This window comes from Ciceribacter sp. L1K22, from assembly GCF_017599385.1.
GTDB lineage: Bacteria > Pseudomonadota > Alphaproteobacteria > Rhizobiales > Rhizobiaceae > Allorhizobium.
In genome coordinates this window covers 1,024,841-1,048,851 of sequence record NZ_JAGFPK010000001.1, presented here as the reverse complement: position 1 = coordinate 1,048,851, position 24,011 = coordinate 1,024,841, and the positions used below count along the sequence as shown (strand labels likewise).

Genomic DNA, 24,011 nt, shown 5'->3' with positions numbered 1-24,011 from the left:
GCCGCGTGCCGTTATCATTTGGTTAGCAGATGAAGAGATCGAGCCGTTTACTCAACCGGGACAAGCAGAAGAAATTGCAGGTCCTTTTCGGGGAAGAAATCCGTCGCCGTCATCTCGAAGGTCGTCGGCCCGGTCTTCTTCACATTCTTGCCGCAGAACGAGATGAAACTCTTCTCCGAACCCTTGTCGACCGTCAGGCGGAACTTGCCGATCGAACCCGCCCAGTTCCCGCCGGTCGTCAGGATGTAGGACAGCCATTGCTCCATGTAATAAGGTCCCTGGCCTCCCTCCGACGCCTTCTGGAGTTTGGTGGCGGTGCGGACAAAGCCATCGTCCATGCAATAGCGGGTCTTGTAGTCCTCGAAGTTGTAGTCGTTCGGCTTCCCGTCATACAGGAAGCTGATTGCGGTCGTGCCACCGACGCCGGGTTTGTATTCGTGATGGACGTTGACGTCCTCGCCGGCCGGGAATGTCGTGCGCCAGTGATATACCGAACGCAGCGTCCAGATCGGAGTCGGATGGCTTTCCCAGCCATTGCCGGCATCATACTCATCCTTCATGATAATACCGCGAACGAGCCAGTCCGCCAGAACGTCCTCCGGAAGCTCGGCAAGAGCGGCGCGCGCGGCATCGCTCATTGGCAGCAGCGGGACGCCGCGTTCCGTAAGTTCGTCGGTCACATCGACGCCAGTCGCGCTCAACACACGCTGCTGCAGCTCGGGTTCGATCTCTTCTCCGTCCTGGGTTACCGAAAAGCCAAGGAAATTATCCACTTCAAAGTCCGGAATGGCGACGTTCGTATTTGGGTCCCCCTTGATGTCCGGCATGGGGAAGGCAATGGTTGCCTCAACATCTTCGTCCCCCTGGTTGCGGAAGACATAGTCGACCGTGACCTTGGTCGGCGAAATGAACAAATCCTCCTCGGCCATCGAGACATCGGGCGACACGACATAGACAAGTCCGCCACCCTTCACCTCCGCCATCGTGTCATTGGCAAGGCAGGAGCCGGCCATCAACGTGCCTGTCGCCAAGGCAAGAAAGGATTTCACCATCGTCACGTCCCCCAAGAAGCATCGCCTGCGCGAGCTGATGGCGGCGAGTTAGAGACCAAAGCGGCAAACTGTCAACGACCGGAATAGGGTCTATTTGCATTGCTGCTTGTTTACGTTCGTCATCGGCAGAGGCGCCGTGCACAAAAGCCTTGCATGTCGCGCCATCCACAGCCATGACGGGCCATGCAGAAGCCACCAGAACCCCAGCGCCTCGATCAATTGCTCGTCGCCCTCAACCTGTTTCCGAGCCGGGCCCGCGCCCGGGACGCCATTCAGCGAGGGACGGTGAAGGTGGACGGTAAGGCCGTCACGAAACCAGCCCTGGTCTTTTCGCACGAGCATCGCTTCGAAATCGACGACCCGGCCCAGGCGTATGTCTCGCGTGCAGCGCTGAAGCTAGTGGCGGCGCTCGATCATTTCGGTCTCGACCCGAGGGACCAGAACTGTCTCGATGTCGGCGCATCGACCGGCGGCTTCACGCAGGTTCTGCTCGAACGTGGAGCAGTCCATGTCACGGCGGTAGATGTCGGCCATGGGCAGATGCACCCCGACGTCGCCGACGACCCGCGCGTGACCAATATCGAAGGACTGAACGCTCGCGCGATGACGGCAGAGGACATCGAGGACAGGCAGATCGACTTCGTCGTGTCTGACGTCTCCTTCATCTCGTTGAAGCTCGCCCTGCCGCCGGCCCTCGATATGGCAGAGCCCGGTGCCCTATGCGTGCTGCTGGTCAAGCCGCAGTTCGAGGCGGGCCGGGATGCCATCAGCAAGGCGGGGCTGCTGAAGGAGCCGGAGACGGCACCGATGGTGGCGGCCGAGCTCGAACAATGGCTGGTGGAGGACATGGGATGGGAAAGTCTCGGCCTTATCCCCTCGCCCATCGCGGGCGGCGACGGCAACCAGGAATTCCTGCTGGCGGGACGGAAACCGGAGACGACAGAATGAGCGCCGAAACAGTCACCATCGACAGCCTTGGCGCCCAGGGCGACGGCATTGTCCACGCCGAGAATGGCCCAGTTTATGTGCCATTCGCCCTGCCCGGCGAGACCGTGGCGATCGCCAGGGTAAAAGCGCAAGGCACGATCATTTCCATGGCGAAAGCGTCCTCCGAACGGGTGGCGCCGCCCTGCCGCCATTTCGGACCGGATGGAGAGGGCGGCACATGTGGCGGCTGTTCGCTGCAGCATATGTCGCGTCCGCTCTACACCGGCTTCAAGCGCGACCTCGTCATCTCCGCCCTGAAATCCAAGGGATTAGCCGCCGACGTGCGGCCGATCATCGAAGCTGAGCCAGGCGAACGACGACGGGTGGTGCTGGCCGCACGCCGCACCGAAAAGGGTCTGCTTCTCGGCTTCCATCAGGCGGAGAGCCATCACATCGTGGCGATCTCGGAATGTCCGATCGCCTCTCCGGGAATCGTTTCCCGGCTGGAAGCGATCCGGAAGATCGGTTTCTCGCTGTCCACGAACGCCGATCCGTTCAGGATGACCGTCCTCGAAACCCTTTCGGGTCTCGACATCGCGGTGGACGGGCTCAAAGGGGTTTCCGATGGTCAACGACGAGCGGTAACACAGGTCGTGCTGTCGTTGCGTGGCATTGCACGTGTTTCGGCGAACGGGGAAATCCTGATCGAGCCGGTGAAGCCCGCACTTGATTTTGGCGGCGTGACGGTCAATCCGCCACCGGGAGGCTTCGTGCAGGCGACCCAGAAGGCCGAGCAGGCAATGTCGGAACTCGTGCTGGCGCATGTCGGCAAGGCCAAACGCATTGCCGACCTGTTCGCCGGCTCCGGGACGTTTTCATTGCGGCTCGCGCGGGTGGGTCAGGTGCATGCCGTCGAGTCGGACGAAAAGGCGATGAAGGCGCTTGATCACGCGGCCCGCAACGCCCAGGGACTCAAACCGGTCAAGGCCGAGAAACGCGATCTCTTCCGACGCCCGCTGATGACACAGGAACTGAAGGCTTTCGACGCGGTGGTGTTCGATCCGCCGCGTGCGGGAGCCGAGGCACAGTGCAAGGAACTTGCCCGCTCGTCGGTAAAGAAGATCGTTGCCGTCAGTTGCAATCCGCTGACGCTGGCGCGCGACCTTTCAATCCTCGCCGAGGGAGGATACCGGATCGAGACGGTGACGCCGATCGACCAGTTCCTCTGGTCTTCCCATGTGGAGGTCGTCGCTACGCTGACGAAGGGCTGACGCTCCGCTTCAGCGGACGATCACGCGTCCGCTGCCGATCTGGTTCGGGCACCGGCAGACGCCGCCGACGCGCTGCTCCCCGGCGGAGCAATAGCTTCCGCTGGAGAGAACACAGTAGTACCGGTCGCGAACCGCACCCGGGCGATAGCCGGGCCGATAGCCAGGACGATCTGAATCTCCGTTCTGGATGCTTCCGTTGAAGTCAGGGTCCTGTGGCACCTGTGCCAACTGGTAGGACTGCGCGGGCAGCAATTGGTCCGCGACAGCAACCGAAGTCGTCATAGCCGCAATCATCATGGCGACGGAAATACGCTTGAACATGTTCTTCCAAACCCTCGTTGGCCGCACCGCGCGACCGGTCTCAGTTCAAACCCTGCCGCGCGATTTCGTTCCATTTTAGGCGGAGACGGGCTCTGACGTCATCCTCTTCCCTTCATGAAGGCTTCGAAGGCGGCGCGGGCTTCAGCGCTCTTCAGCTGGGCGACGAAGTGGACGAGCTCCTCCTGCATGCGGGCGCGAACCTCGTCGGCGCTGCCCTTGACCAGAGCGCGGGCGATCTTCATCGCCGCTGGCGGCTTGGACGCGAGCGAGGACGCGATCTTCAGGGTTTCGGCCTCGACCTGATCGGGCGCGACAACCTTCCAGATGAGACCTGCCTCGCGGGCCTGTTCAGCGGAGAAGCCTTCGCTGGCGGCGAGCATGGCGAAGGCGCGCTGGTGACCCATGATGCGCGGGGCAATCAAGCTGGAAGCGGCTTCCGGCACCAAAGCCAGATCGACGAAGGGCGTCTTGAACAGGCTGCGGTCGGAGGCGACCGTCAGGTCACAATGCATGTGCAGCGTCGTGCCGATGCCGATGGCGAGACCATCGACGCCCGAAACCAGCGGCTTGGTGACTTCGGTCAGTGCCTTCAACAGGCCGAAGGCGGCAGGTTCGCCGACGGCGCCGGCCATCGCGAAGCCGAGGAAGTCGGCCATGTCATTGCCGGCGGAGAAGCACTTCTCGGTGCCGAGGAAGACGATGGCGCGGATCGTGTCGTCGCCCTCGCCTTCGAGCAGGCCTGCGGTCAGCTTCTCGTACATGGCTTGGGTGATGGCGTTCTTCTTGTCCGGGCGGTTGAAGCGCAGGACGAGGACGCCGCGATGCTCGTCGGGCCGTTCGATGAGAATGTGGTCGGTCATTGGACGGTCCTTATGCAAAAAGAGCGCGTGCGGCGTTGAGGCTCGCCTCGCCATTGATGACGCGATCCTTCAGCGCCGCGGTCTCGGCGATCAGGTTCTCCGCGGCAAAGCGGCAGAGCGCGAGACGGTTGTCCCGGCCATGGTCTTCGTCGGCGAGCGCGCCCTTGGCGAGGTAGACGCCCGTCAACGCGAGACCGAAGAGCCGCTGGTACGGTGTGGCGCCTGCCAGTGCGGCCGAGGCATTGCCGGCGGCCAACTGCGAGAGAAGCCATTCTGTGGTGTCTTCGAGGTCGGCGAGGCTTGCGTCGAGACGGGCTGCGGTGTCGCCGAAACCTTCGAGATTGGAGGTGCGGACAACGGATACGATTTCTTTCAGCTCGGTGATGAAGCCGCGGACGTGATTGCCGTTCGAGAGCGGCAACTTGCGCGTCACGAGGTCGGCGGCCTGGATGCCGTTGGTGCCCTCGTAGATCGGAGCGATGCGGCTGTCGCGCCAGAAGCGGGCGGCTCCGGTTTCCTCGATGAAGCCCATGCCACCATGGGTCTGGATGCCGAGCGAGGCGACATCGACGCCGGCGTCGGTGGCGAAGGACTTGGCGATCGGGGTGAGCAGCGCTGCGCGCTCGGCCCAATGACGGGCCTCATCGCCGTCTGCGTGATGGCTCATGTCTGTGGCGTGGGCGCAGACGTAGCAGATCGCGCGGGAGCCTTGCGTCAGCGCCTTCATCGTCACCAGCATGCGGGCGACATCGGGATGCTCGATGATCGGCGACATGCCCTGCCCCGTCCAGCCCGGTGCCTTGCCCTGGGTGCGCTCCTTCGCATACTTCACGGCCTTCTGGGTCGCGGCTTCGCAGATGGCGACACCCTGCATGCCGACGGCGAGGCGAGCATTGTTCATCATGGTGAACATGCAGGCGAGGCCCTTGTTTTCCTCGCCGATCAGATAGCCGATCGCGCCCGGCTCGTCGCCGAACTTGCCGTCGCCATAGATCATGGTGCAGGTCGGTGAGCCGTGGATACCGAGCTTGTGCTCCAGCGAATGGCAGTAAAGGTCGTTGCGGGCACCAATCGAGCCGTCGTCGTTGACGAGGTATTTCGGCACGAGGAAGAGCGAAATGCCGCGGGTGCCGGCGGGTGCATCGGGAAGACGGGCCAGAACCAGATGGATGATGTTCTCGGTGACCTCGTGTTCGCCCCAGGTGATGAAAATCTTCTGTCCAAAGATGCGGTAGGTGCCGTCATCACGACGCTCGGCTCGGGACTTCATGACGCCGAGATCGGAGCCGGCATGGGGCTCGGTCAGGTTCATGGTGCCGGTCCATTCGCCGGAGACCATCTTCGGCAGGTACTTCGCCTTCAGCGCGTCGGAGCCGTGGGCGGTGACGGCATCGACGGCACCCATGGTGAGCGTCGGTCCAAGCGCAAAGCCCATGGAGCCGGAATTCCACATTTCGAGCGCCGCAACGTTCAGCATATGGGGAAGCCCCTGCCCGCCGAAATCTTCGGATGCGGTCAGGGAGTTCCAGCCGCCTTCGGCCCAGGCGCGATAGAGATTGTCCCAGCCATCGGGAACCACGACCTTGCCGTCGACCATGCGGGCACCCTGCTTATCACCGATTTCGGCGAGCGGGGCGACTTCATCTGAGGCGAAGCGGCCGGCTTCTGTCAGGATCGCGTCGACCAGGTCGTCGCTCAGGTCGCCCAACTTGCCGTCCTCGATGGCCTTGCTAAGGCCCGCGACGTGCTTCAGGGTGAACGCGATCTCTTCAACGGGCGCCTTGTACATGACGTGCTCCTCCATCTGGCGTATGCTCTATGCCACGCCCAGACTCCCACCCAGGAGGCGCGGCTTATTCATCCTTCTGGCTAATTGATTTTTACGTAAACGTCAAATCTTTTGGAAGTTGGTTTACCCTCCTGCCGAGGACACGCAACGAACCTATCGGCGCGCGAACAAGCTTATGTGAACGGACCATAACGCAGCATATTTCGGCGACCGACCCGGACCGGCAATACCAAGGGGCGTCAAACACTTAGAGCCGTAAATATTGCCCTCTTGCAGCTTCGCTTTCGATGATTGAATTCTGATCCACCGCATTGCCGGGATTTCGTCACATCGCTGTTACCCGGTGTGACTAGTCCAGAGATTGGAACCATTCCAGAAACCAACTCTCGGAGGCCATCATGACCGAAGTGAACAAGAACCACCTATCGTGGGACGAGTGGGACGAACTGCACAATCCGCCCCCGGCCGTGACCGATTTCGACCGAGTGGTCGAATCGGCAATTTCGCGCCGCGGCTTCCTCGGTGGCGTTCTCGCCATGGGCTCTGCCGCTGCCGCCATGGGCACGCTCGGCAACCTGATGTCATCCACATCGGCCCAGGCGCAGGAAGCCGCCTCGCGCTTCCCGTTCAAGCCGATCGCGATCCAGACGGATGCGACCGTGCATGTGCCGGAAGGCTACAGCTGGAAGCCGCTTGCCAAGTGGGGCCAGCCGCTGTTCTCGAACGTTCCGGATATCGACCACGAGAAGGGCGTTTCCGTCGAGCATTCCGACAAGGTCTTCGGGGAAAACACCGATGGCATGGAGAGCTTCCTGATCGGCACCCATCAGGTCATCGCGGTCAACCACGAATACGTTAATCCGGAAATCAACCTGCCGCACGCGCCGGAAGGCGTGCCGCAGTCGGCTGACGACGTGAAGATCCTGCAGAACATGCAGGGTGTTACCGTCATGGAAATCGCCGAAGGGGAAAACGGCTGGGAAATCGTGCTCGACAGCCCGTTCAACCGCCGCATCCATCACAATACACCGATGAAAATCTCGGGTCCCGCAGCAGGCTCCGAGCTCCTGAAAACTGCAGCTGATCCCAACGGAACCGACTCCCTCGGCACCTTCAACAACTGTGGCGCCGGCAAGACCCCTTGGGGCACCTACCTCACCTGCGAAGAAAACTTCAACGGCTATTTCGGCACCACGAATGCCGACTTCCAGATGCCCGACGACTACAAGCGATACGGCATCGCCGCCGAAACCCGCTACGCCTACGAAAAGTTCGACGAACGCTTCGATGTCGCCAAGAACCCGAACGAACCGCGTCGCGCCGGCTACGTCGTCGAGATCGATCCGTCGGACGCCTCTTCGACCCCCATCAAGCGCACCGCGCTCGGCCGCATCAAGCATGAGAACGCTGCCGTCACCATTGCCCGCGACGGTCGCGTGGTCGTCTACATGGGCGACGACGAGCGTGGCGAGTTCCTCTACAAGTATGTCTCCAACGGCATCTACGTTCCGGGGGGCGACACTTCCAAGCTGCTCGACGAGGGCACGCTCTACGTCGCCAAGTTCTCCGACGACGGCACCGGCCAGTGGCTGGCGCTGACGGAAGAAACGACCGGCATGAAGATGGACGAGATTTGCGTCTTCACCCGCATGGCCGCCTCCAAGGTCGGCGCAACGACCATGGACCGTCCGGAGTGGGTCGCCGTCAACCCGGTCGCCATCGAGGCTTATTGCTGCCTGACGAACAACAGCCGTCGCGGCGAGGTCAAGGATGGCAAGCTGCGCACCAATGCCGGCGGTGACGAGATGGCTGTCAACGCCGTGAACCCGCGCGAAAAGAACGAGTATGGCCAGATCGTCCGCTGGTATCCGGACGCGGAAGATCACACCAGCGAAGCGTTCAAGTGGGACCTGTTCGCCATGGCAGGCAATCCCACCGTGCACCAGGGCACGCTCTATGCCGGTTCGTCCAATATCAACGAAGGCAACATGTTCAATTCGCCTGACGGCATGATGTTCGACTCGACCGGTCTCGTCTGGATCCTGACGGACGGCGAAGATTCCGACGAAGGCGATTTCGCCGGCCAGGGCAACAACCAGATGCTCGCCGGCGATCCCGTCACCGGCCGTATCGAACGCTTCCTCACCGGCCCGAAGGGTTCGGAAGTCACGGGCCTGACGTGGACGGCCGACAAGCGCACCATGTTCGCGGGCATCCAGCATCCTTCCGCTCCCTTCCCGGATGGCGACGGCAAGCTACCCCGGTCGACAATTGTGGCGATCCGCCGCGACGATAACGCGCTGGTCGGCTGATACCGGCACAGTGCCACCAACTTGGAAGCGCGCCGGCGACGGCGCGCTTTTCGTTTGCGATGCACATCGATAGAAATCGTTCAGCGGCGCCTCTCGCGACCGGCCAGCAATCAAGGAAAGCTGTTCATGTTGTCGCCAACCCGTTCCATTCCCGGCCTCGTCTGGGCTTACTATGTCGACCCGGCCGGCGGTACGGCAATTCGCCTGGAGCCGGACGGCGAACTTCCCTCGTTCGCCGACGGAAACGGGTTTCTCTGGCTGCATCTCAACCTCGTCGATACGCGGGTCAGCGCTTTCCTCGACGACTTTCCGGGACTGTCAGCCGAAGCGCATACGGCGCTGACGACACATGAAACGCATGCTGCGGTCACCGTCGACGAACAATTGGCCTTCGGGACGCTGGTCGATTTCCAGCGGGAATTCGATGCCGAGACGCGGGACATCGGCTGGCTGCATTTCGCGCTCTCGGACCGGTTCATCATCACCAGCCGGCTGCAACCGATCCGCTCGATCGACCGCGTGCGTGCCGCGCTGGAGAAAAACCCCGGCAAGTGCGGCAACCCGATGCAACTGTTCGAGATGCTGGTCGCGGAGTTTCAGCGCGGCCTGATCAAGGTCGTGATGGAGATGACAGAGGAGCTAAACGCCATCGAGGATATCGTCTACGACAGCGAACTGCGGGACGAGCGCCGCCAACTGGCTTCCGTGCGGCGGGTGGTGGTGCGGCTTTATCGCCACCTGCGCACGCTGCTGTCGCTCATGCGCCGCGCCGCCGCCAGCGACGAGGAAGATATGCCTTTCGGCTTCGATGAGGTCGCGCGACGGCTGTGCGCCCGGCTGGAGTCGGTGGACCACGATGTGCATGCTCTGCAGGAACGCGCCCGCCTGCTCCACGAAGAAATCGATTCGAAGCTATCGTCAGAGACCAACCGGCATCTCTATATCCTGTCGCTGATGACGGCCTTCCTGCTGCCGGCATCACTGGTGACCGGCTTTTTCGGCATGAACACGACCGGCCTTCCGTTCGCGGACGGGCTTCACGGCACGTTGAGCGCTTTTGGCTTCATCGCGTTCTCGGTTTTCCTCTCCTGGCTTGTGCTGCGGCGCGCCGGGATCCTCTAGCTATCTTTCCTTACCCACGCCTGTTCCTGGACGGGATGGAACAAAACCGCGTCTCAACCGTACGACCTTCTGTGTCCAATCAAAACAATAACGGGAGGCGCTCGATGAGCACGTCGCCAGCTTTGGCCCTGACCGCCAGGGGATATCCCCTTTACGGGCTGTTCGTCCCTTTTCCATTCGTCTGCTTCATTCTCGCCCTTCTTACCGACATTGCCTACTGGCAGTCGTCGTATCTGATGTGGCAGAACTTTTCGGCCTGGCTGCTCTTCGCCGGTCTCATAGGTGGTGCATTGGCTCTGATTGCCGGCGCCATCGACCTGCTGCGTCCGCGCACGCTTGATATGCGCCCGACACTGTCGGCGGTGATCGCATTCGTTGCGACCCTGGTGCTCGCATTCGTCAACAGTTTCGTCCACGCCGGCGATGGGTGGACCGCAGTCGTGCCCTACGGCCTCATCCTCTCGGCGGTCACGGTCATTGTCATCGTAGTCACCGTTTTCATTTCCGCCGAACACCGCACCGCAATTCACTGGAGGCTGCCATGAGACACCCCGTCCAAAATCGCCACCGCATCCTGATGGCCTCGGCAATCGCACTCCCCGTATTACTTGTTGGTTGCGGCGATTCAGATGATTTCGACATCTCTCAGCAGATCGGGCCAGATCCGGTTCTGCCCGAGCCAAGCGCAGAACTGATGCCGGACCTCAAGGTTGCGGAAGTCGTCGGCTGGGAAGACGGGCAAACGCCAGCCGTCCCCGAGGGCTTCACCGTCACTGCCTACGCAAAGGATCTCGCGAATCCGAGAACTGTCCACACATTGCCCAATGGCGATGTCCTGGTGGTGCAAGGCAAGGCGCCCGGAGGCAAACCGCTCGAGCGCCCGAAGGACTACATCCGCGGGTGGATCATGTCTCTTGCCAAGGGTGGCGGCGGAGAAAGCAAGGAAAGCAATCTCATCACTTTGCTGCGCGATGCTGACAGGGACGGAACCGTCGACGAGCGTCACGACCTCCTGAAGGGACTCAGCTCCCCGTTCGGCGTGGCCTGGGTCGATGATACGCTTTATGTCGCAGCAGCCGATGCGATCCTCACCTATCCCTACAAGCTGGGAGAAAACACGATTTCCGCGGAGCCGACGGTGCTGACACCGTTGCCGGGCGGCCCCATCAATCACCACTGGACAAAGGACCTGGCCTTGTCTCCCGACGGCCGTTTCCTCTACGCCTCGGTCGGGTCCAATTCCAATGCCGCTGAGCGCGGCATGGAAGCTGAAAAAGGTCGTGCTGCCATCTGGCTCGTTGACCGCCAGACAGGAGCCGCCAAAGTCTTTGCCTCCGGCCTTCGAAATCCAAATGGACTTGCGATCAACCCCCAATCCGGCGCGCTGTGGACCGTTGTCAACGAGCGGGACGAACTCGGTCCCAACCTCGTTCCTGACTACATGACCTCTGTCCAGGAGGGCGGCTTCTACGGATGGCCCTGGAGCTACTACGGAAACCATGTTGACGAGCGTATCCATCCACCGCGTCCCGACATGGTGGAGACGGCTATCAAGCCGGATTATGCGCTTTCCAGCCACGTCGCGGCTCTGGGCCTGACCTTCAGCATGGGGTCTGCAATGCCGGAGGCCTATGCCAACGGGGCCTTCGTCGGCGAGCACGGCAGTTGGAACCGGACGAATTTCAACGGCTACAAGGTCGTTTACATCCCCTTCGAAAACGGGATGCCGACCGGCATGGCCCAGGATGTCGTAACCGGCTTCCTTGATGGCGATCAGGCACGGGGGCGGCCAGTGGGTGTCGGCATCGACGGGACCGGTGCGCTGCTTGTGGCCGACGACGCGGGCAATACGGTCTGGCGGGTCGCGCCGGCAGACGGCACGGTCGTTCCCGAGCCCATAGGAACAGATCGAATGCCACCGCAATCGCCCCAGGCCTCGACATCGGCGCTGGATCAGACCGATTCTGCAGAAGGATTTCAGGACGGGGGATCAAACGGGGTCCAACGGCCCGGAAACCAGGAAACGGGTATAGCAAACCCCGCTCAAACCGAAATCGCGCCGGCCGTCCAGCCTTCAGGAACCACGCAAGACGGTGACGATCCGCCAAACGCGCCGACACCTTGATGTAGGCAACGAAAAAGCCCGGCACGGTGGCCGGGCTTCTTCACTGTCTCGTGCCTCGCTCAATAGTAGGGCGAGTAGCACTGCTGGCGGGGGCCGTTGTAGGGCTGGAAGGTGTTCGACCGGGCGTCATACGAACGATACCGGTTCGCGCACCACTGGTAGTGACGCGGGTTCACTCCGGCCGCACGGGGCGGTGCCGGCTGGGCTATCGCGCCGCCGATGATTGCACCGGTCGTAAACGCTGCAAGCGGGAACCAGTAACCGTTGTGGTAGCGATAGCCGTGGCGATGGTGGCGGTAGCCCCGGTAGCCGCGGTAATAGCCGTTGCCGTGCCTGTTATAGTGGCGACGATATTGGACCTGGGTCACATCCGTCGACTTCTGCAGAACGGGTGCCGGAAGCGGCATGGCCGCCTGTGCGGGCAGATAGCTCGTAGCAGCCATCGCCGCTGCGAGGCCCATAGCCGCCAAGTTCTTGATCGAGATCTTCATGACTTTCTCCCTTCGCGGGCTCATCGAGAGGCGAGCGTCCCGAGTGGTGTGCTCCTGGCTCTCCACAGCCTTTTAAGATGCTAATAAACCCAAGCTGAACCCGGGATTAACGAGGTTGTCGGATGAAAATCTCGCACTCGGGCTTTCGCTGCCCCGATAACGCATCTGATCGCGTTTGGTTTCCGCAAGCTTCGCGAAACCGACCGGTGGCAGGGTCCCCAGCAAGCGGGCGTTAATATCGACGCACTACAATGAAACTCGCCGCGACAAGGCGGAGAGGCCGGGCATGACCAAACTCAGATACTACGCCAAGTCCGAACAGAAAGCGCCGGAGCCGGGTCTGCCGCCCGCGATCCACTCGGAATTCCTGCGAACCGGGCGGATTTCAAGGCGCCGCGACGACTGGCTGCCGGAGGAGCGCCGCTACCTCACCTATGAAGAAGTGGCTGAAAAGACCGGCCGAAAACTGGAAAACGCCGCTACGACGACACATACGCGCCTGAACGGCTTTCACCGCTCGATCCAGTTCCCGAAGATCATCTTTCACCGCACGCTCGCAAACAGCCCGCATCTCGGCTACTGCCACGTCACGGCTGCGAAGACGAACTTCGCGAAATTTGCCGACGTGAAATGGTCGTTTTACATCGCCAACTTCTTTTCGGAGATCGGCGACGCCGAGCAGTTCTTCGAGAAAATCCAGACGCAATACTCGAGGATGTATTTCGCCGTGGCCATCGAGCCTGACAAGGCGCTGAAAACCCTGAAGATCGATCGCTCCATCCGCGACAACGGGCTGCTGTTCCGGACGCACGATCCAAAGGAAGCGCTGAAGAACGTGCTCAAGCTCGGCGCGGCGACGCCGGAACTGCGTGCCGCCATCGATCGCCTCTGAGTGGGCGAGTAGCCGATACGCCTCAGGCTGGCCGGACTTCCTTCTTGTAGATCAGCCAATCCTTCGGAACATAGGAGCCGTCGCTGTAGATCGTGACGGTATTGCCGCCGGCAGCCTTGGAGGTGGCCAGTGCCTTCTCGGCGAAGCTCATGAAGTCGAACGCATTCGGCGCCTGCGGCGACAGGCAGATGCCGAAGGACATGCCGATCTGCCCGGTCGCGCGTCCCGAGCCGGAATTCACGACTGCGGTCGCCCGCAACTTGGAGCGAACCAGTTCGATGATACGGCTGATTTCGTCCTGATCGCTGGTATAGAACAACAGGCCGAAGCGTCCGCCATCGAAACGGCAGGCAAGATCCTCGGTGCCGGCAACGGCTTCGACAACCTTGGCGACCTGTTTCAGGAAGCGGTCCCCGACGGCCGGGCCCATTTGCTCCGCAAGGCGCGCATAGTCATCGATTTCACCGACAGCAAGGCCACACAAGACCGGCATCTCGGGGTTCACATAGACCTTCGCGAGCGCCTTGTTGAAGGCACGGCGGCTACCGAGACCGGTGAGCGGATCAACGAATTTCGCCGTTTCCGCATCTTCCGCCTGGCGCTGCATGTCGGCCAATGCCGCGGTCTTCCCGACAACGGTGCGGACGACATTGCTGTTCTCGCTGGCACGCTTTTCCGTTGCCACCTTGAGCGCCTGGATCGACTGGCCGAGCTCGGCGTGATCGATCTCGCCGTCCGTCAGGATCACCTTCGAGGCGTTGCCAATCAGCCGGCCGTAGTCGCTGAGCGATATCTTTTCCTCGTTGAGGAGACTGATGAAGCTGCTCATCTCGGCGCGGACCTTGCCGTTCTGCTGCGCCAGGAGACCTTCCTCATGGTGATGCGGCAGATATTTGCGGCCGAGTTCGTCCAGCGCTTCCTGAGTCTTGTTCTTCCCGAGGGCGATGAAGTCTCGCACCAGGTCGGGGTTGCTGCCCGAGTAGGCTTCGTAGACCAATTCGTAGTTTCGCGGCAGGCCGTCGATGCCCATCTGGTGCATGGCGGTGGCAACCCGCAACGCGATGCTGGAAGCTGGATTTTTCAATGGCTGCATCGACTTGGATACCCCGAAAGATAAACGATGGTCAGAACGAAACGGACTGTACACGAGGAATTCCATCTTTCTCTTACAACGATCCTTAAATGTTTAACGATCGGTCCAAGACGATCCGAAGCAGAGAAAAAGACTGTTTGATCAGCAAGCCCTAGACGCGGTATTGAGCCCTGAACTGCCGGACAGGACTGATGGCCAAACTGATACCGATCGAACAGCGAAGCGATGTCGCCCTGACGGAGGCGTTGACCCTGCTTGTCGCCGGCCACCCCGTCGCGTTGCCGACGGAGACCGTCTACGGACTGGCGGCGGATGCCACCAATCCCAAAGCGATCGCCGCGATCTACGAGACGAAGGGGCGCCCTCAGTTCAACCCGCTGATCTGCCACATGGCCGATCTCGCCATGGCCGAACGTCATGCTGTGTTCGATCCGGTGTCGAGGAGGCTGGCGGAGCATTTCTGGCCGGGGCCGCTGACGCTGGTCCTCAGCATCAGGGACGGTTCGGCAATCCATCCGCTGGCAACGGCGGGGCTTGATACGGTCGGCATTCGCGTACCGCTCGGGTTCATGCGGCGCCTGATTTCTGCCTTCGGCCGTCCCCTCGCCGCGCCGAGCGCCAATCTGTCAGGACGGATCAGCCCGACGACGGCACGCCACGTCAACGAGGATATCGGCGACCGGATCGATCTGATCCTCGACGACGGTGCCTCGCGCGTGGGTGTCGAATCCACCATCGTCAAAGTCGAGGACGGGCGCATCCGTCTCTTGCGACCCGGCGGCGTCGCGGTTGAAGATATCGAGACTGTCACGGGGATCAAGGTTGATCGGCCCCAGTCTGCGGGCGCGTCCATCGAGGCTCCTGGCATGCTGGCATCGCACTACGCACCCGCTGCCCGCATGCGTCTCGATGTGACGGACGTATCGCCCGACGAGGCGCTGATCACTTTTGGCGACGTGACGGTGGCAGGTGCGGATCGGGCTACGGCGGTGCTGAACCTCAGCCCCTCCGGCGATTTGCGAGAGGCGGCGGCCAACCTTTTCGATTTCATGAAACGCGCCGATGCCGCTGGCGCGCGGACGATCGCTGTGGCTCCCATTCCGATGGCAGGCCTCGGAGAGGCGATCAACGACCGTCTGGCGCGCGCCGCAGCACCCAGGGACAGTTGACAGAGAGGGACCATGACCGCTGCAGCCATCTATCCCCAGGATCTCATCGACCGATTTGTGGCAATCGTCGGCGAAGCCGCAGCGCTGACGACCTCGGACGATGTAGAGCCCTATCTGGTGGAGGGTCGCGGCCTCTATCGCGGCGCGACCCAGCTTGTGCTGAAACCCGGATCGACCGCCGAGGTGTCCGCCATCATGACGCTCGCGTCTGAAACCGGCACTCCTATCGTCCCGGTGTCCGGGCGTACTGGCCTCGTCGGTGGTCAGGTTCCGCGTGCCGACGGCCGCGACATCCTTCTCTCGCTTGAAAGAATGAACCGGATCCGCGAGGTCGATACCGTGGCCAGCGTCATCGTCGCGGATGGCGGCTGCATCCTCGCCGACATCCAGAAGGCGGCCGATGATGTTGGCCGGCTCTTTCCCCTCTCTCTGGGATCGGAAGGCTCCTGCCGCATCGCCGGCAACCTGTCGACCAATGCCGGGGGAACTGCAGTCCTTGCCTATGGCAATATGCGCCAGCTCTGCCTAGGGCTGGAGGTCGTTTTGCCGACGGGTGAGATATGGGATGGGCTCCGGCGACTGAAGAAGGACAATAGCGGATACGATCTGAGGGATCTGTTCATCGGGGCGGAAGGTACCCTCGGCGTTATCACCGGCGCGGTGCTGAAGCTGTTTCCGAAGCCCCTGGGTCGGCAGGTGGCCTTTGCCGGGCTTCACTCGACGGAGGACGCCCTGGCGCTTTTCGAGCATGCCCAGGCCATCTGCGGGGCGGCGCTCACCGGCTTCGAACTCATGCCCCGCATCGGCGTAGACTTCACGACCCGGCACATACCGGGCGTGCGGGATCCACTTTCGACCGTGCACCCCTGGTATGTCCTGATCGATATCTCGACCTCCGATTCAGCCGAGACTGCGCAGACGATGGTGACGGCCGTGCTGGAAAAAGGTGTCGAGGCCGGTCTCGTCCAGGATGCCGTGATTGCAACCTCGGTGGCGCAGCAGGATGCCATCTGGCGGATGCGGGAAAGCATGTCGGATGCGCAGAAGCCTGAAGGTGGGTCGATCAAGCATGACGTTTCGGTGCCGGTGTCGCGTGTGCCCGGCTTCATGGCAGAGGCAGACGCGGCCGTCATGGCTGCGGTACCCGGCGCCCGGATCTGCGCCTTCGGCCATCTCGGCGATGGCAACATCCACTACAATATCAGCCAGCCGGTCGGCGCCGACAAGGCGGCCTTCATTGCCCGCTGGCGCGAAGTCAACGAGATCGTCCACGCGATCGTGCGCAAGCACGGCGGTTCCATTTCAGCGGAGCACGGCGTCGGCCAGTTGAAGCGCGACGAGCTGGCCGCGAGCAGGCCCGCTGTAGAGACGGAACTGATGATCAGGATCAAGAAGGCCTTTGACCCTGCTGGCATCATGAACCCCGGAAAGGTGGTGCCGCTGCCATGAAGGGCAAGACCAGCCGCGTGACGCTGCGTATCGATCTCGTCAACGGCGCTCGGCTCGGGCCCGGCAAGATCGCGCTGCTCGCTGGCATTGCCGAACACGGCTCGATCCGGGCCGCCGGCGCGGCAATGGGCATGTCGTATCGGCGCGCCTGGCTGCTTGGCGACGAGATAAACCGCATGTTTCGGGAGCCGTCGATCCTGACGCGGCACGGCGGCAAGAGCGGCGGCGGGGCAGTATTGACCGCGTTCGGCGAGGATCTGTTGCGGCGGGCGCGACAGATGGAAAGCGACAGCCGAAAGGCAATCGGAGACGATCTTCGGTGGCTGGAGGCCGCGATGTCGTCCGAGTACGAGGATAAGCTCGAAAAGAACAGTGCCGCGGATGACGACTAGAAAGCGTCAGTACCGTGGATGGCGGTAGACCCCCTCGGCCGCAAGCGAGACAGCCTTGAACAGGAGGGTAACCGGCATGCCTGCCGCCAGCCCAAGCGATGTGGCTGATCTCCTCGTTATATTGGCGACCAGTCGTTCCCCCGCGCAATTCACCAGCACCGACACGCCAGCCTGTCGTTCATCCAGCTGCTCTACGGAGCCGGAAAGGCGGTTGAGGGTGGACACCTGCCCGACCTCGCCTTTCGCAAGAACGATCTCCGAGGCCGGTATGTAGACCCGAACCCTCCGACCGACTGGCAGATCAGCATGACGGAGAAAAAGGCGACCCGATCGGCTCTCGGCGATGGTCAGTCCCTCCGTCGGCGATTGCTCGATGATCGTCGCTTCGATGAAGTTTTCGAGCGGGCCGGAGCCGGGAATGAACGACGTCTCGCCTGGGTGTGACGCCGTGTCCATGACCGTCGCGGCGCGTCCCTCAGACACGGAGATGACACGGGTGGCGAGACGGGTGACCTCCTCGATGGAGTGACTGACATAAATGATCGGAATGCCAGCTTCATCGCGGATGCGCTCAATGTAGGGCAGGATCGATCCTTTAAGACCTTCATCGAGTGCCGAGAGCGGCTCATCCATCAGGAGAAGGCGTGGTCCTGACATCAGCGCGCGTCCGAGAGCCACCCGCTGCTTTTCGCCGCCCGACAGGTCGCCGGGGCGACGACCGAGAAGCGCCCCGATCGCCAGCATGTCCACGAGCTGGTCGACGTCGCGAGAGGACGGTGGCGTGGCGGAGAAGCGAACTCCGTAGCGCAGATTGCTATTGACGGACAAATGCGGGAAAAGCCGCCCCTCCTGAAAGACATAGCCGATGCGGCGGCGATGGGCCGGTACGAAGCGATCGTCCGACGTGTCGACCCAGACATCGCCTGCAAAGCTGATCCGGCCCAAGATCGGACGAGCGAGCCCTGCGACAAGGTTTATAAGCGTGGTCTTCCCCGAGCCGGAGGGGCCGAAAAGCGCCGTCAATCCGACGCCGATCTCCAGATCGACCTTGAGATCGAACTCACCCTGCCGATGGCTGACGGCAATCGACAGGGTCATCGCCCACCCACCTTGTCTGCGATGCGTCGCGAAAGCCATTCCGACGCAAGCATGGCGGCTATCGAAACGGCGATGGAAATGATCGTGAGACGCATGGCGCCAAGCTCGCCGCCGGGAACCTGGGTATAGGTGTAGATGGCGGAGGCCAGCGTCTGCGTCTCGCCCGGGATATTGGAGACGAAGGTGATGGTGGCCCCGAATTCCCCCATGGACTTGGCAAAGGCGAGCACGGCACCGGCCGCGAGGCCGGGCAAAGCGAGTGGCAGCGTCACCGTGAGAAACACCCAAAGGGGACCGGCACCGAGTGTGGATGCGGCCGCTTCGAGCTTGCTGTCGATCGCGTCGAGCGAGAGACGGATGGCCCTAACCATCAGAGGAAAACCCATGACGGCGGCAGCGAGGGCCGCCCCTGTCCACCGGAACGAAAAGACGATGCCGAACCACTCGTCGAGAAAGGCGCCGACCGCGCCCTTTCGCCCGAAGGTCAGCAGCAGGAGATAGCCGGTCACCACCGGCGGCATGATCAGCGGGAGATGGACGACCGCATCCAGCAAATTCTTCCCCCAGAACCGACCCCGCGAGAGCAGCCAGGCCACGGCGATGGCAAGCGGGATCGAGAAGGCAACGGCGGTGGCGGCCACCTTCAGGCTGAGCATCAGCGCGGTGATTTCTTCCTCAGTGAACTCCAAGCCGGCCCCGCAAACGATCAGTTGGAGGCCGCGAGCGCGGTGAATCCGGCGGCTTCGAACTGTTCGACGGCTTTGGGACTTGAGAGATAGTCAAGGAAGGCACCTGCGTCAGCATTCTGCGAGGCCTTGATGACGGCGCCCGGATACACGATTGGCGGATGACTGTTTTCCGGAAAGGTGTCCACAACTCTTACGTCCGGGTCGGCCTTTGCATCCGTTGCGTAAACGATTCCGAGGGGCGCCTCAGCCCGCGACACCAGCAACAGAGCCGCACGGACGTTCTCCGCTTGCGCAACTTTGCCCTGAACCGCCTCCCAGACACCAAGAGACGTCAATGCAGCCTTCCCGTAGACCCCGGCGGGAACGGAATCGGTATTGGCCATCGCCAGTTTTTCGTCGCCCAGCGTTTCCGCGAGCGGAAAATCTTTGGTGATCACGAGCGCTACGGGCGACTCCTTCGGCGCGACAAGGACGATGGAGTTGCCGAGGAGATTGCGGAGGCTTTCCTTGTCGATCAGACCGGCCTTATCGAGATAGTCCATCCAATTGAGGTCCGCCGAAATGAACAGGTCGGCGGGAGCGCCCTGCTCTATCTGCTTGGCAAGCGCAGAGCTACCGGCAAACGACAACGTCACTTCCTTTCCGGTTTCGTCCTTCCAAGAGGTCGCGATGCTTTCGAGTACATTCTTGAGGCTTGCCGCGGCGAAGACAGTCGGTCCCTCCGCGAGAGCGGTTCCGAGCGGCGCCAACGCAAAAGCAAGCGCCAAGGAAATCGCGCGCAGGCGACTCGAAATACCAAACATGAATGTCATAACGCCTCCGACGGAATCGATATATTTCACAGGATATATCGGTAGCCGAAAAGAATTATATCCGCAAGCCGGCCGCGAGCGTCGATCAGCCGGAGCGGAGGGATGCGATCGACATCAAAAGATCGGCGCTAATACCCTGGTAGCCGTTGGAAAAGATGTTGAGGACAGGATCGGTAGCGCCGTTTTCCATATCCCACATGGCGGTGAACCGCTGAAGGAAGCGCTCGACCTTGGCGGGATCCCGCATCTCAGACAGATCAAGGTTCTTGTCGATGATCTTGGCCTGAACGTCGACGTCAAGATTGGCAAAGTCTTCCGTGTAGCCGAATGTGACGCGGAAGACCTCCGCAAGTGCATCGTCGGCGATGATTTCATAGGCGTCTGTGATTCCCTCGATCTTGCGCTCGAAGTAAAGCGCCAGACGCACGGCCTCGTTGCTGGCTCCTTCGTTCTCTTCCAGAGTCTGACGGACATACTGGTTGATGGTCTCGAGGGCGGCACCCCGCTGCTGGATCGTCCCGACGGTGTCGCGGGTCAGGTTGCCTTCGACGTCGAAGTTGAACGATGCCAGCAATTCCGCCCAGGCACCGTCGGACTGTTGATTGACGAAGCTCTTGTCGTCTGTCAGATCGGATGCGAAGACCTGCTTCAGGAAGTCGTCCGTAACCTCATCTGGATCAAAGCCGTTCGAGATCAGCACCACGTCCACGAGTCTTCGATCCGCCAGGAAGTCCTCCGCAGTACGGATGCCCAGAATATTCTCGGAATAATAGCTCGACTCGGCGTCCGCCTTCTCCCGCGCAGCATCCCTCTCGTCGCCTTCCAGGAACATGATCTTGTTGATGATGTAGTTTGCCGCGACTGTGGTGATCGTGCCCTGGTTCTGCGCGAGCAGCGGTTCAGCGGCCTGTCCTTCGCTATCGAAATTGAAGAGCGTCGCCATCTGTATCAGGCGGTCATCCTTGGTCTTGTTGGCATAGCTCTTCGGATCGGTGATATCGCTGGTCAGTACCTTTTTCAGCTCGGCATTGGTGTATTCGTCTGGCTCCAGCCCAAATGCCCTGAGCAGAACGATGCGCAATGACTCGTTTGCGAAGATGTCGTCGACCTCGGTAATATCGGCCATCTTGTCGGTGTAGTAGCCGAGCAAGTATTCCTTCTTCTCGACATCGGCATCATCGTAGTATTCCGTAAAGCCGCTGTTTGTCGTAACAATCTGAGAGTTGAGCTGGGCGCTCAGACCGGATTTAACTGTGCCATTGGTTGCAAAATTGAAGGCCTGCGCGACCTTGACCCAGGCGTCGCCACCATTAACGTTTGCATAGTTGGCAGGGTCCGACAGGTCGCTCGTAACAATGTTTTTAAAGACGGTCGAGGTTACGGTCGAATCCAGCTGGAAAGCTGTCTTCACGTAATTGAACAGCCGGCTATCGCTGGTCAGCTCACTGACGGAGGTGATGCTGCCTATCTTTGATGCATAGTATTCTCGCTCGCGTTCCAGATAGAACTCCGAGACATAGGTCTGTGCACTGTCGATGTACTCATTGACCGTGAAGGTTATCTGTGAGTCCGTCTGGGGCCTTACGCCGCTCGCAAGCGTTCCATCGGCTTCGAAGTTGTAACCCAATGCCATCTGGCGGAAGGCTGCGGCCGAGGCCGCGCCGCTTGCGACCAACTGATTGACATAGCTGTCAGGATCACTGACGTCGCTCGTCAGCACCTTCACGAAATGGTCCTTGGAATAGTAGGTCGGGTCTATGCCGTAGGCTTCGACCATATAGTTGAAGAGGCGAGAATTCCGGACAAGCTGCTGCGCGGTCGTGACCGTGTTGATGGTCTTTTCATAGTAGTTCGTCTCGGTTTCGATCGTGTCCGATTCAGCGGCTATGGCTTCCTCGTAAAGCGACAGCATTTCCGTTTCCTGAAACTCTGTCTGCGCGTCTTTTGTCTGGCCATTAAACTGGTACGCCTGCGCGAAGTCTCGGTAACGCTCATCCGACAACTGGTTGGCAAAGCTGTTCTCGTCGGAGAGGTCGCTTTCCAGAACCTTTTTCATGAAGGCTTTGGCGTAAGCCATTTCTTCGAGGCCATGCGCCTTCATCGCGTAATTATACAGGCGATAGTCGTCGAGGAACTCCTCGAGTGAGGTGACCTTTCCGATGTTTTCCTCGTAGTAGGCTGACTCGCGTGCGACGACACTGTCGGACTCCACCCGATCGAGACTCGACTTCAGGTCGCGCATCACGAGATTGTAGCTGAGATAGGTCGACACCATGAAACGGCCTCCGAGAAACGTCGCGGTCGACCGACCCTAGCGATCAAAGCTTGTCCCGAACTGTCACCTTCAGAGACCCATCCATTCACCCAATCGAAACCCTAACGCGTGCGAGAATGCTAACCATTTGACACGGCAAAGTTTTCTTAACCGCGATTTTTAAGCTGTCCGGAACAGGCCCGCCCTATGCTTGGAGGTAGAGGACGAAAAAGTCCCGACGAGAAGACCCCAAACGGCTCTCGGGTAAAACAAGGGTAGCTTGAGCATGACAAACACAGTTTTGAAGCCCGCATGGGCAGGCGCGACATTGCGGCTCGATCCCACACGGTTTCCGCAGCAGGTGACGTATGCGTTGCGCGGGGCTCCCGGCGACGTGTCCATCACCATCGACGAACGTGGCGCCGTGCTTCGCAAGATCCTTCCGCACAGCGGTCTCCCGCTTTCCTTCGCTCTCCCGGCCGGCGCCTTCAAGGGTGTAGCAGCCCGTGCCATAGATCACGGTGACGGTGGCGTGACCGTGACGCTGGAACTGCATCACGATGATCCGGAACTCTGCATTCCGCTGCTGGTCGCCCACGATCTTTGCGACATCGCCGCCGACTGGCGCAGCTGGGCAGAGGCGTTTCGCATTCCGATGTTGATGGTAGAGGCAGACGGTATCGCGCGCCCTCTGGAAGTCCATCTGGGCGGCGTCCGGACATCGGACCTGCAGCCCCGTCGCCGCCACTCCTACTTCGCCAAGCGGCGTCCCCGCTTTCTCGTGCGTCGCTCGACCGGCGATCTGGGCGTGACGATGAAGATTTCCGGCAAAGAAATCATTGCGCGGAATTAAGGCGTTCGCGATTAGTGACAAAGGCCGCCAGTCGAAAGACGCTGGCGGCCTTTACGTATCCAACCCATGTCCGATCAGACGAATGCGAGCGACAGCACAAGCCCCGCAAAAATGACGGCGCCAACACGCGAATTGAACTTGAAGAGCGCCAGGCATTGAACCGGGTCATCGATATCGAGCACCAGGATCTGCCAGGCCAGCAAACCTCCGGCAATGACCAGTCCCAGATAGGCCAGGATACCTGCTCCAGCGAGCATGAAGGCAAGCCACAGCAGAAGAAGAGTTAGGCCGTAGAGCGCGACAAGCCACTGACGCGTCCTTTTTCCGAACAAACGAGCGGTGGATCGAACGCCGATCAAGGCATCATCCTCCTTGTCCTGATGGGCATAGATCGTGTCGTAGCCGATCGTCCAGGTGATCGCGGCGACGTAAACGCCGACCGCCGCCCATGACAGGCTGCCAACCAGAGCGGCCCATCCCATCAAACCGCCCCAGGAAAAGGCGAGCCCCAGGAAGAATTGCGGCCAGTCGGTGAAGCGCTTGGCAAAGGGATAGATCGCCACGATCGCCAGCGAGGCGATACCCAGCACGATTGCAAAGCCGTTGAAGCAAAGCAGAACGGCAAGTCCCGTCAACGACTGCGCCACCATGAAGAGTTTCGCCTGCGTCCGGCTGACCCGCCCCGAGGGTAGTGGTCGCGACCGGGTGCGGGCCACGGCCATATCGATGTTCTGGTCGACCAGATCGTTGTAGGTGCAGCCGGCGCCGCGCATGGCGATCGACCCGATGACAAACAGGACCAGATGGAAGACGAAAATCCGCAGATCGAGGACGCCACCAGCGGCGAGATGGTTTGCCGCAAGCGCCGAAGACCACAAGCACGGCCACATCAGCAGCTGCCAGCCGATCGGCCGGTCCCAACGCGCCAGTTGCGCATACGGCCAGACCGGGCGCGGCAAGACCTTGTAAACCCAGTTGTCTGAAGGCGCATCAACGACGCGGTCATTGAGATCGTCGATGTGCGTCATGGCAAAGCTCCC

Annotated in this window: 22 protein-coding genes; 11 read left to right on the top strand and 11 right to left on the bottom strand. The window is 61.0% G+C overall.

The window, feature by feature from the left end:
• Positions 1–47: 47 nt before the first annotated feature.
• On the bottom strand, positions 48–1,052 hold the full coding sequence (locus J5J09_RS05095; RefSeq protein ID WP_208548602.1) for a DUF4424 domain-containing protein: 1,005 nt from the start codon (positions 1,050–1,052) through the stop codon (positions 48–50).
• Positions 1,053–1,235: 183 nt separating this feature from the next.
• On the opposite strand from J5J09_RS05095, the gene J5J09_RS05090 reads away from it, so the two are divergent.
• Positions 1,236–2,000 (top strand): TlyA family RNA methyltransferase, encoded by a 765-nt coding sequence (locus J5J09_RS05090; RefSeq protein WP_208548601.1) that lies wholly within the window; start codon positions 1,236–1,238, stop codon positions 1,998–2,000.
• Positions 1,997–3,250 carry a class I SAM-dependent RNA methyltransferase gene (locus J5J09_RS05085; protein ID WP_208548600.1) on the top strand — a complete coding sequence of 418 codons (1,254 nt, stop codon included), beginning with the start codon at positions 1,997–1,999 and terminating at the stop codon, positions 3,248–3,250. The genes J5J09_RS05090 and J5J09_RS05085 overlap by 4 nt, the downstream gene beginning before the upstream one ends.
• A 9-nt stretch (positions 3,251–3,259) precedes the next feature.
• Here the strand turns inward: J5J09_RS05085 and J5J09_RS05080 are convergent, their stop codons facing one another.
• The 3 genes from J5J09_RS05080 to J5J09_RS05070 all read right to left on the bottom strand — a co-directional run bounded on the left by J5J09_RS05080 (position 3,260) and on the right by J5J09_RS05070 (position 6,220).
• On the bottom strand, positions 3,260–3,571 hold the full coding sequence (locus tag J5J09_RS05080) for a hypothetical protein (RefSeq protein WP_208548599.1): 312 nt from the start codon (positions 3,569–3,571) through the stop codon (positions 3,260–3,262).
• A 98-nt stretch (positions 3,572–3,669) separates the two neighbouring features.
• Positions 3,670–4,431, bottom strand: a complete 762-nt coding sequence (locus tag J5J09_RS05075; protein WP_208548598.1) for a crotonase/enoyl-CoA hydratase family protein — start codon at positions 4,429–4,431, stop codon at positions 3,670–3,672.
• A gap of 10 nt (positions 4,432–4,441) precedes the next feature.
• The gene (locus tag J5J09_RS05070; protein ID WP_208548597.1) at positions 4,442–6,220 is read right to left on the bottom strand and encodes an acyl-CoA dehydrogenase; all 1,779 of its coding nucleotides are present in this window, start codon (positions 6,218–6,220) and stop codon (positions 4,442–4,444) included.
• A 398-nt stretch (positions 6,221–6,618) separates the two neighbouring features.
• Here J5J09_RS05070 and J5J09_RS05065 point away from each other — a divergent pair, with 398 nt between their 5' ends.
• The 4 genes from J5J09_RS05065 to J5J09_RS05050 all read left to right on the top strand — a co-directional run bounded on the left by J5J09_RS05065 (position 6,619) and on the right by J5J09_RS05050 (position 11,779).
• A complete protein-coding gene (locus J5J09_RS05065) occupies positions 6,619–8,532 on the top strand; it encodes a PhoX family phosphatase (protein ID WP_208548596.1) in 1,914 nt (637 codons plus the stop codon).
• Between the two features lie 126 nt (positions 8,533–8,658).
• A complete protein-coding gene (locus J5J09_RS05060) occupies positions 8,659–9,654 on the top strand; it encodes a transporter (protein WP_208548595.1) in 996 nt (331 codons plus the stop codon).
• Between the two features lie 104 nt (positions 9,655–9,758).
• The gene (locus tag J5J09_RS05055; protein WP_208548594.1) at positions 9,759–10,199 is read left to right on the top strand and encodes a DUF2231 domain-containing protein; all 441 of its coding nucleotides are present in this window, start codon (positions 9,759–9,761) and stop codon (positions 10,197–10,199) included.
• 32 nt (positions 10,200–10,231) lie between these two features.
• Positions 10,232–11,779: a sorbosone dehydrogenase family protein gene (locus tag J5J09_RS05050; RefSeq protein WP_246745913.1), complete on the top strand. Its 1,548-nt coding sequence runs from the start codon at positions 10,232–10,234 to the stop codon at positions 11,777–11,779.
• Positions 11,780–11,838: 59 nt separating this feature from the next.
• Here J5J09_RS05050 and J5J09_RS05045 read toward each other — a convergent pair whose 3' ends face one another.
• Positions 11,839–12,270 (bottom strand): BA14K family protein, encoded by a 432-nt coding sequence (locus J5J09_RS05045; protein ID WP_208548592.1) that lies wholly within the window; start codon positions 12,268–12,270, stop codon positions 11,839–11,841.
• 286 nt (positions 12,271–12,556) lie between these two features.
• Here J5J09_RS05045 and J5J09_RS05040 point away from each other — a divergent pair, with 286 nt between their 5' ends.
• A complete protein-coding gene (locus tag J5J09_RS05040) occupies positions 12,557–13,162 on the top strand; it encodes a DUF6656 family protein (RefSeq protein WP_208548591.1) in 606 nt (201 codons plus the stop codon).
• Between the two features lie 22 nt (positions 13,163–13,184).
• Here the strand turns inward: J5J09_RS05040 and J5J09_RS05035 are convergent, their stop codons facing one another.
• Positions 13,185–14,255: a GGDEF domain-containing protein gene (locus J5J09_RS05035; protein ID WP_208548590.1), complete on the bottom strand. Its 1,071-nt coding sequence runs from the start codon at positions 14,253–14,255 to the stop codon at positions 13,185–13,187.
• A 191-nt stretch (positions 14,256–14,446) separates the two neighbouring features.
• Here J5J09_RS05035 and J5J09_RS05030 point away from each other — a divergent pair, with 191 nt between their 5' ends.
• Genes J5J09_RS05030 through J5J09_RS05020 form a run of 3 tightly spaced genes read left to right on the top strand, consistent with a single transcriptional unit; the run spans position 14,447 to position 17,265 of the window.
• Positions 14,447–15,424 (top strand): L-threonylcarbamoyladenylate synthase, encoded by a 978-nt coding sequence (locus J5J09_RS05030; protein ID WP_208548589.1) that lies wholly within the window; start codon positions 14,447–14,449, stop codon positions 15,422–15,424.
• Positions 15,425–15,436: 12 nt separating this feature from the next.
• A complete protein-coding gene (locus tag J5J09_RS05025; RefSeq protein ID WP_208548588.1) occupies positions 15,437–16,873 on the top strand; it encodes an FAD-binding oxidoreductase in 1,437 nt (478 codons plus the stop codon).
• The gene (locus J5J09_RS05020) at positions 16,870–17,265 is read left to right on the top strand and encodes a LysR family transcriptional regulator (protein WP_208548587.1); all 396 of its coding nucleotides are present in this window, start codon (positions 16,870–16,872) and stop codon (positions 17,263–17,265) included. Before J5J09_RS05025 ends, J5J09_RS05020 begins: the two co-directional genes overlap by 4 nt.
• 6 nt (positions 17,266–17,271) lie before the next feature.
• On the opposite strand, the gene modC is transcribed toward J5J09_RS05020, so the two are convergent.
• The 4 genes from modC to J5J09_RS05000 all read right to left on the bottom strand — a co-directional run bounded on the left by modC (position 17,272) and on the right by J5J09_RS05000 (position 22,139).
• Entirely contained in the window at positions 17,272–18,363 is a 1,092-nt protein-coding gene (gene modC, locus J5J09_RS05015) for a molybdenum ABC transporter ATP-binding protein (protein ID WP_208548586.1), read from the bottom strand.
• Positions 18,360–19,052 (bottom strand): molybdate ABC transporter permease subunit, encoded by a 693-nt coding sequence (gene modB, locus J5J09_RS05010; protein ID WP_208548585.1) that lies wholly within the window; start codon positions 19,050–19,052, stop codon positions 18,360–18,362. Before modB ends, modC begins: the two co-directional genes overlap by 4 nt.
• Before the next feature lie 17 nt (positions 19,053–19,069).
• Positions 19,070–19,855: a molybdate ABC transporter substrate-binding protein gene (modA, locus tag J5J09_RS05005; protein ID WP_246745911.1), complete on the bottom strand. Its 786-nt coding sequence runs from the start codon at positions 19,853–19,855 to the stop codon at positions 19,070–19,072.
• Between the two features lie 94 nt (positions 19,856–19,949).
• Positions 19,950–22,139 (bottom strand): DUF1217 domain-containing protein, encoded by a 2,190-nt coding sequence (locus J5J09_RS05000; RefSeq protein ID WP_208548583.1) that lies wholly within the window; start codon positions 22,137–22,139, stop codon positions 19,950–19,952.
• A gap of 265 nt (positions 22,140–22,404) precedes the next feature.
• Between J5J09_RS05000 and J5J09_RS04995 the strand changes: the two genes are divergently transcribed.
• Complete coding sequence (locus J5J09_RS04995; RefSeq protein ID WP_208548582.1) at positions 22,405–22,971, top strand: DUF6101 family protein; 567 nt, start codon at positions 22,405–22,407, stop codon at positions 22,969–22,971.
• Between the two features lie 74 nt (positions 22,972–23,045).
• Here J5J09_RS04995 and ubiA read toward each other — a convergent pair whose 3' ends face one another.
• On the bottom strand, positions 23,046–23,999 hold the full coding sequence (gene ubiA, locus J5J09_RS04990; protein WP_208548581.1) for a 4-hydroxybenzoate octaprenyltransferase: 954 nt from the start codon (positions 23,997–23,999) through the stop codon (positions 23,046–23,048).
• Positions 24,000–24,011 lie beyond the last annotated feature (12 nt).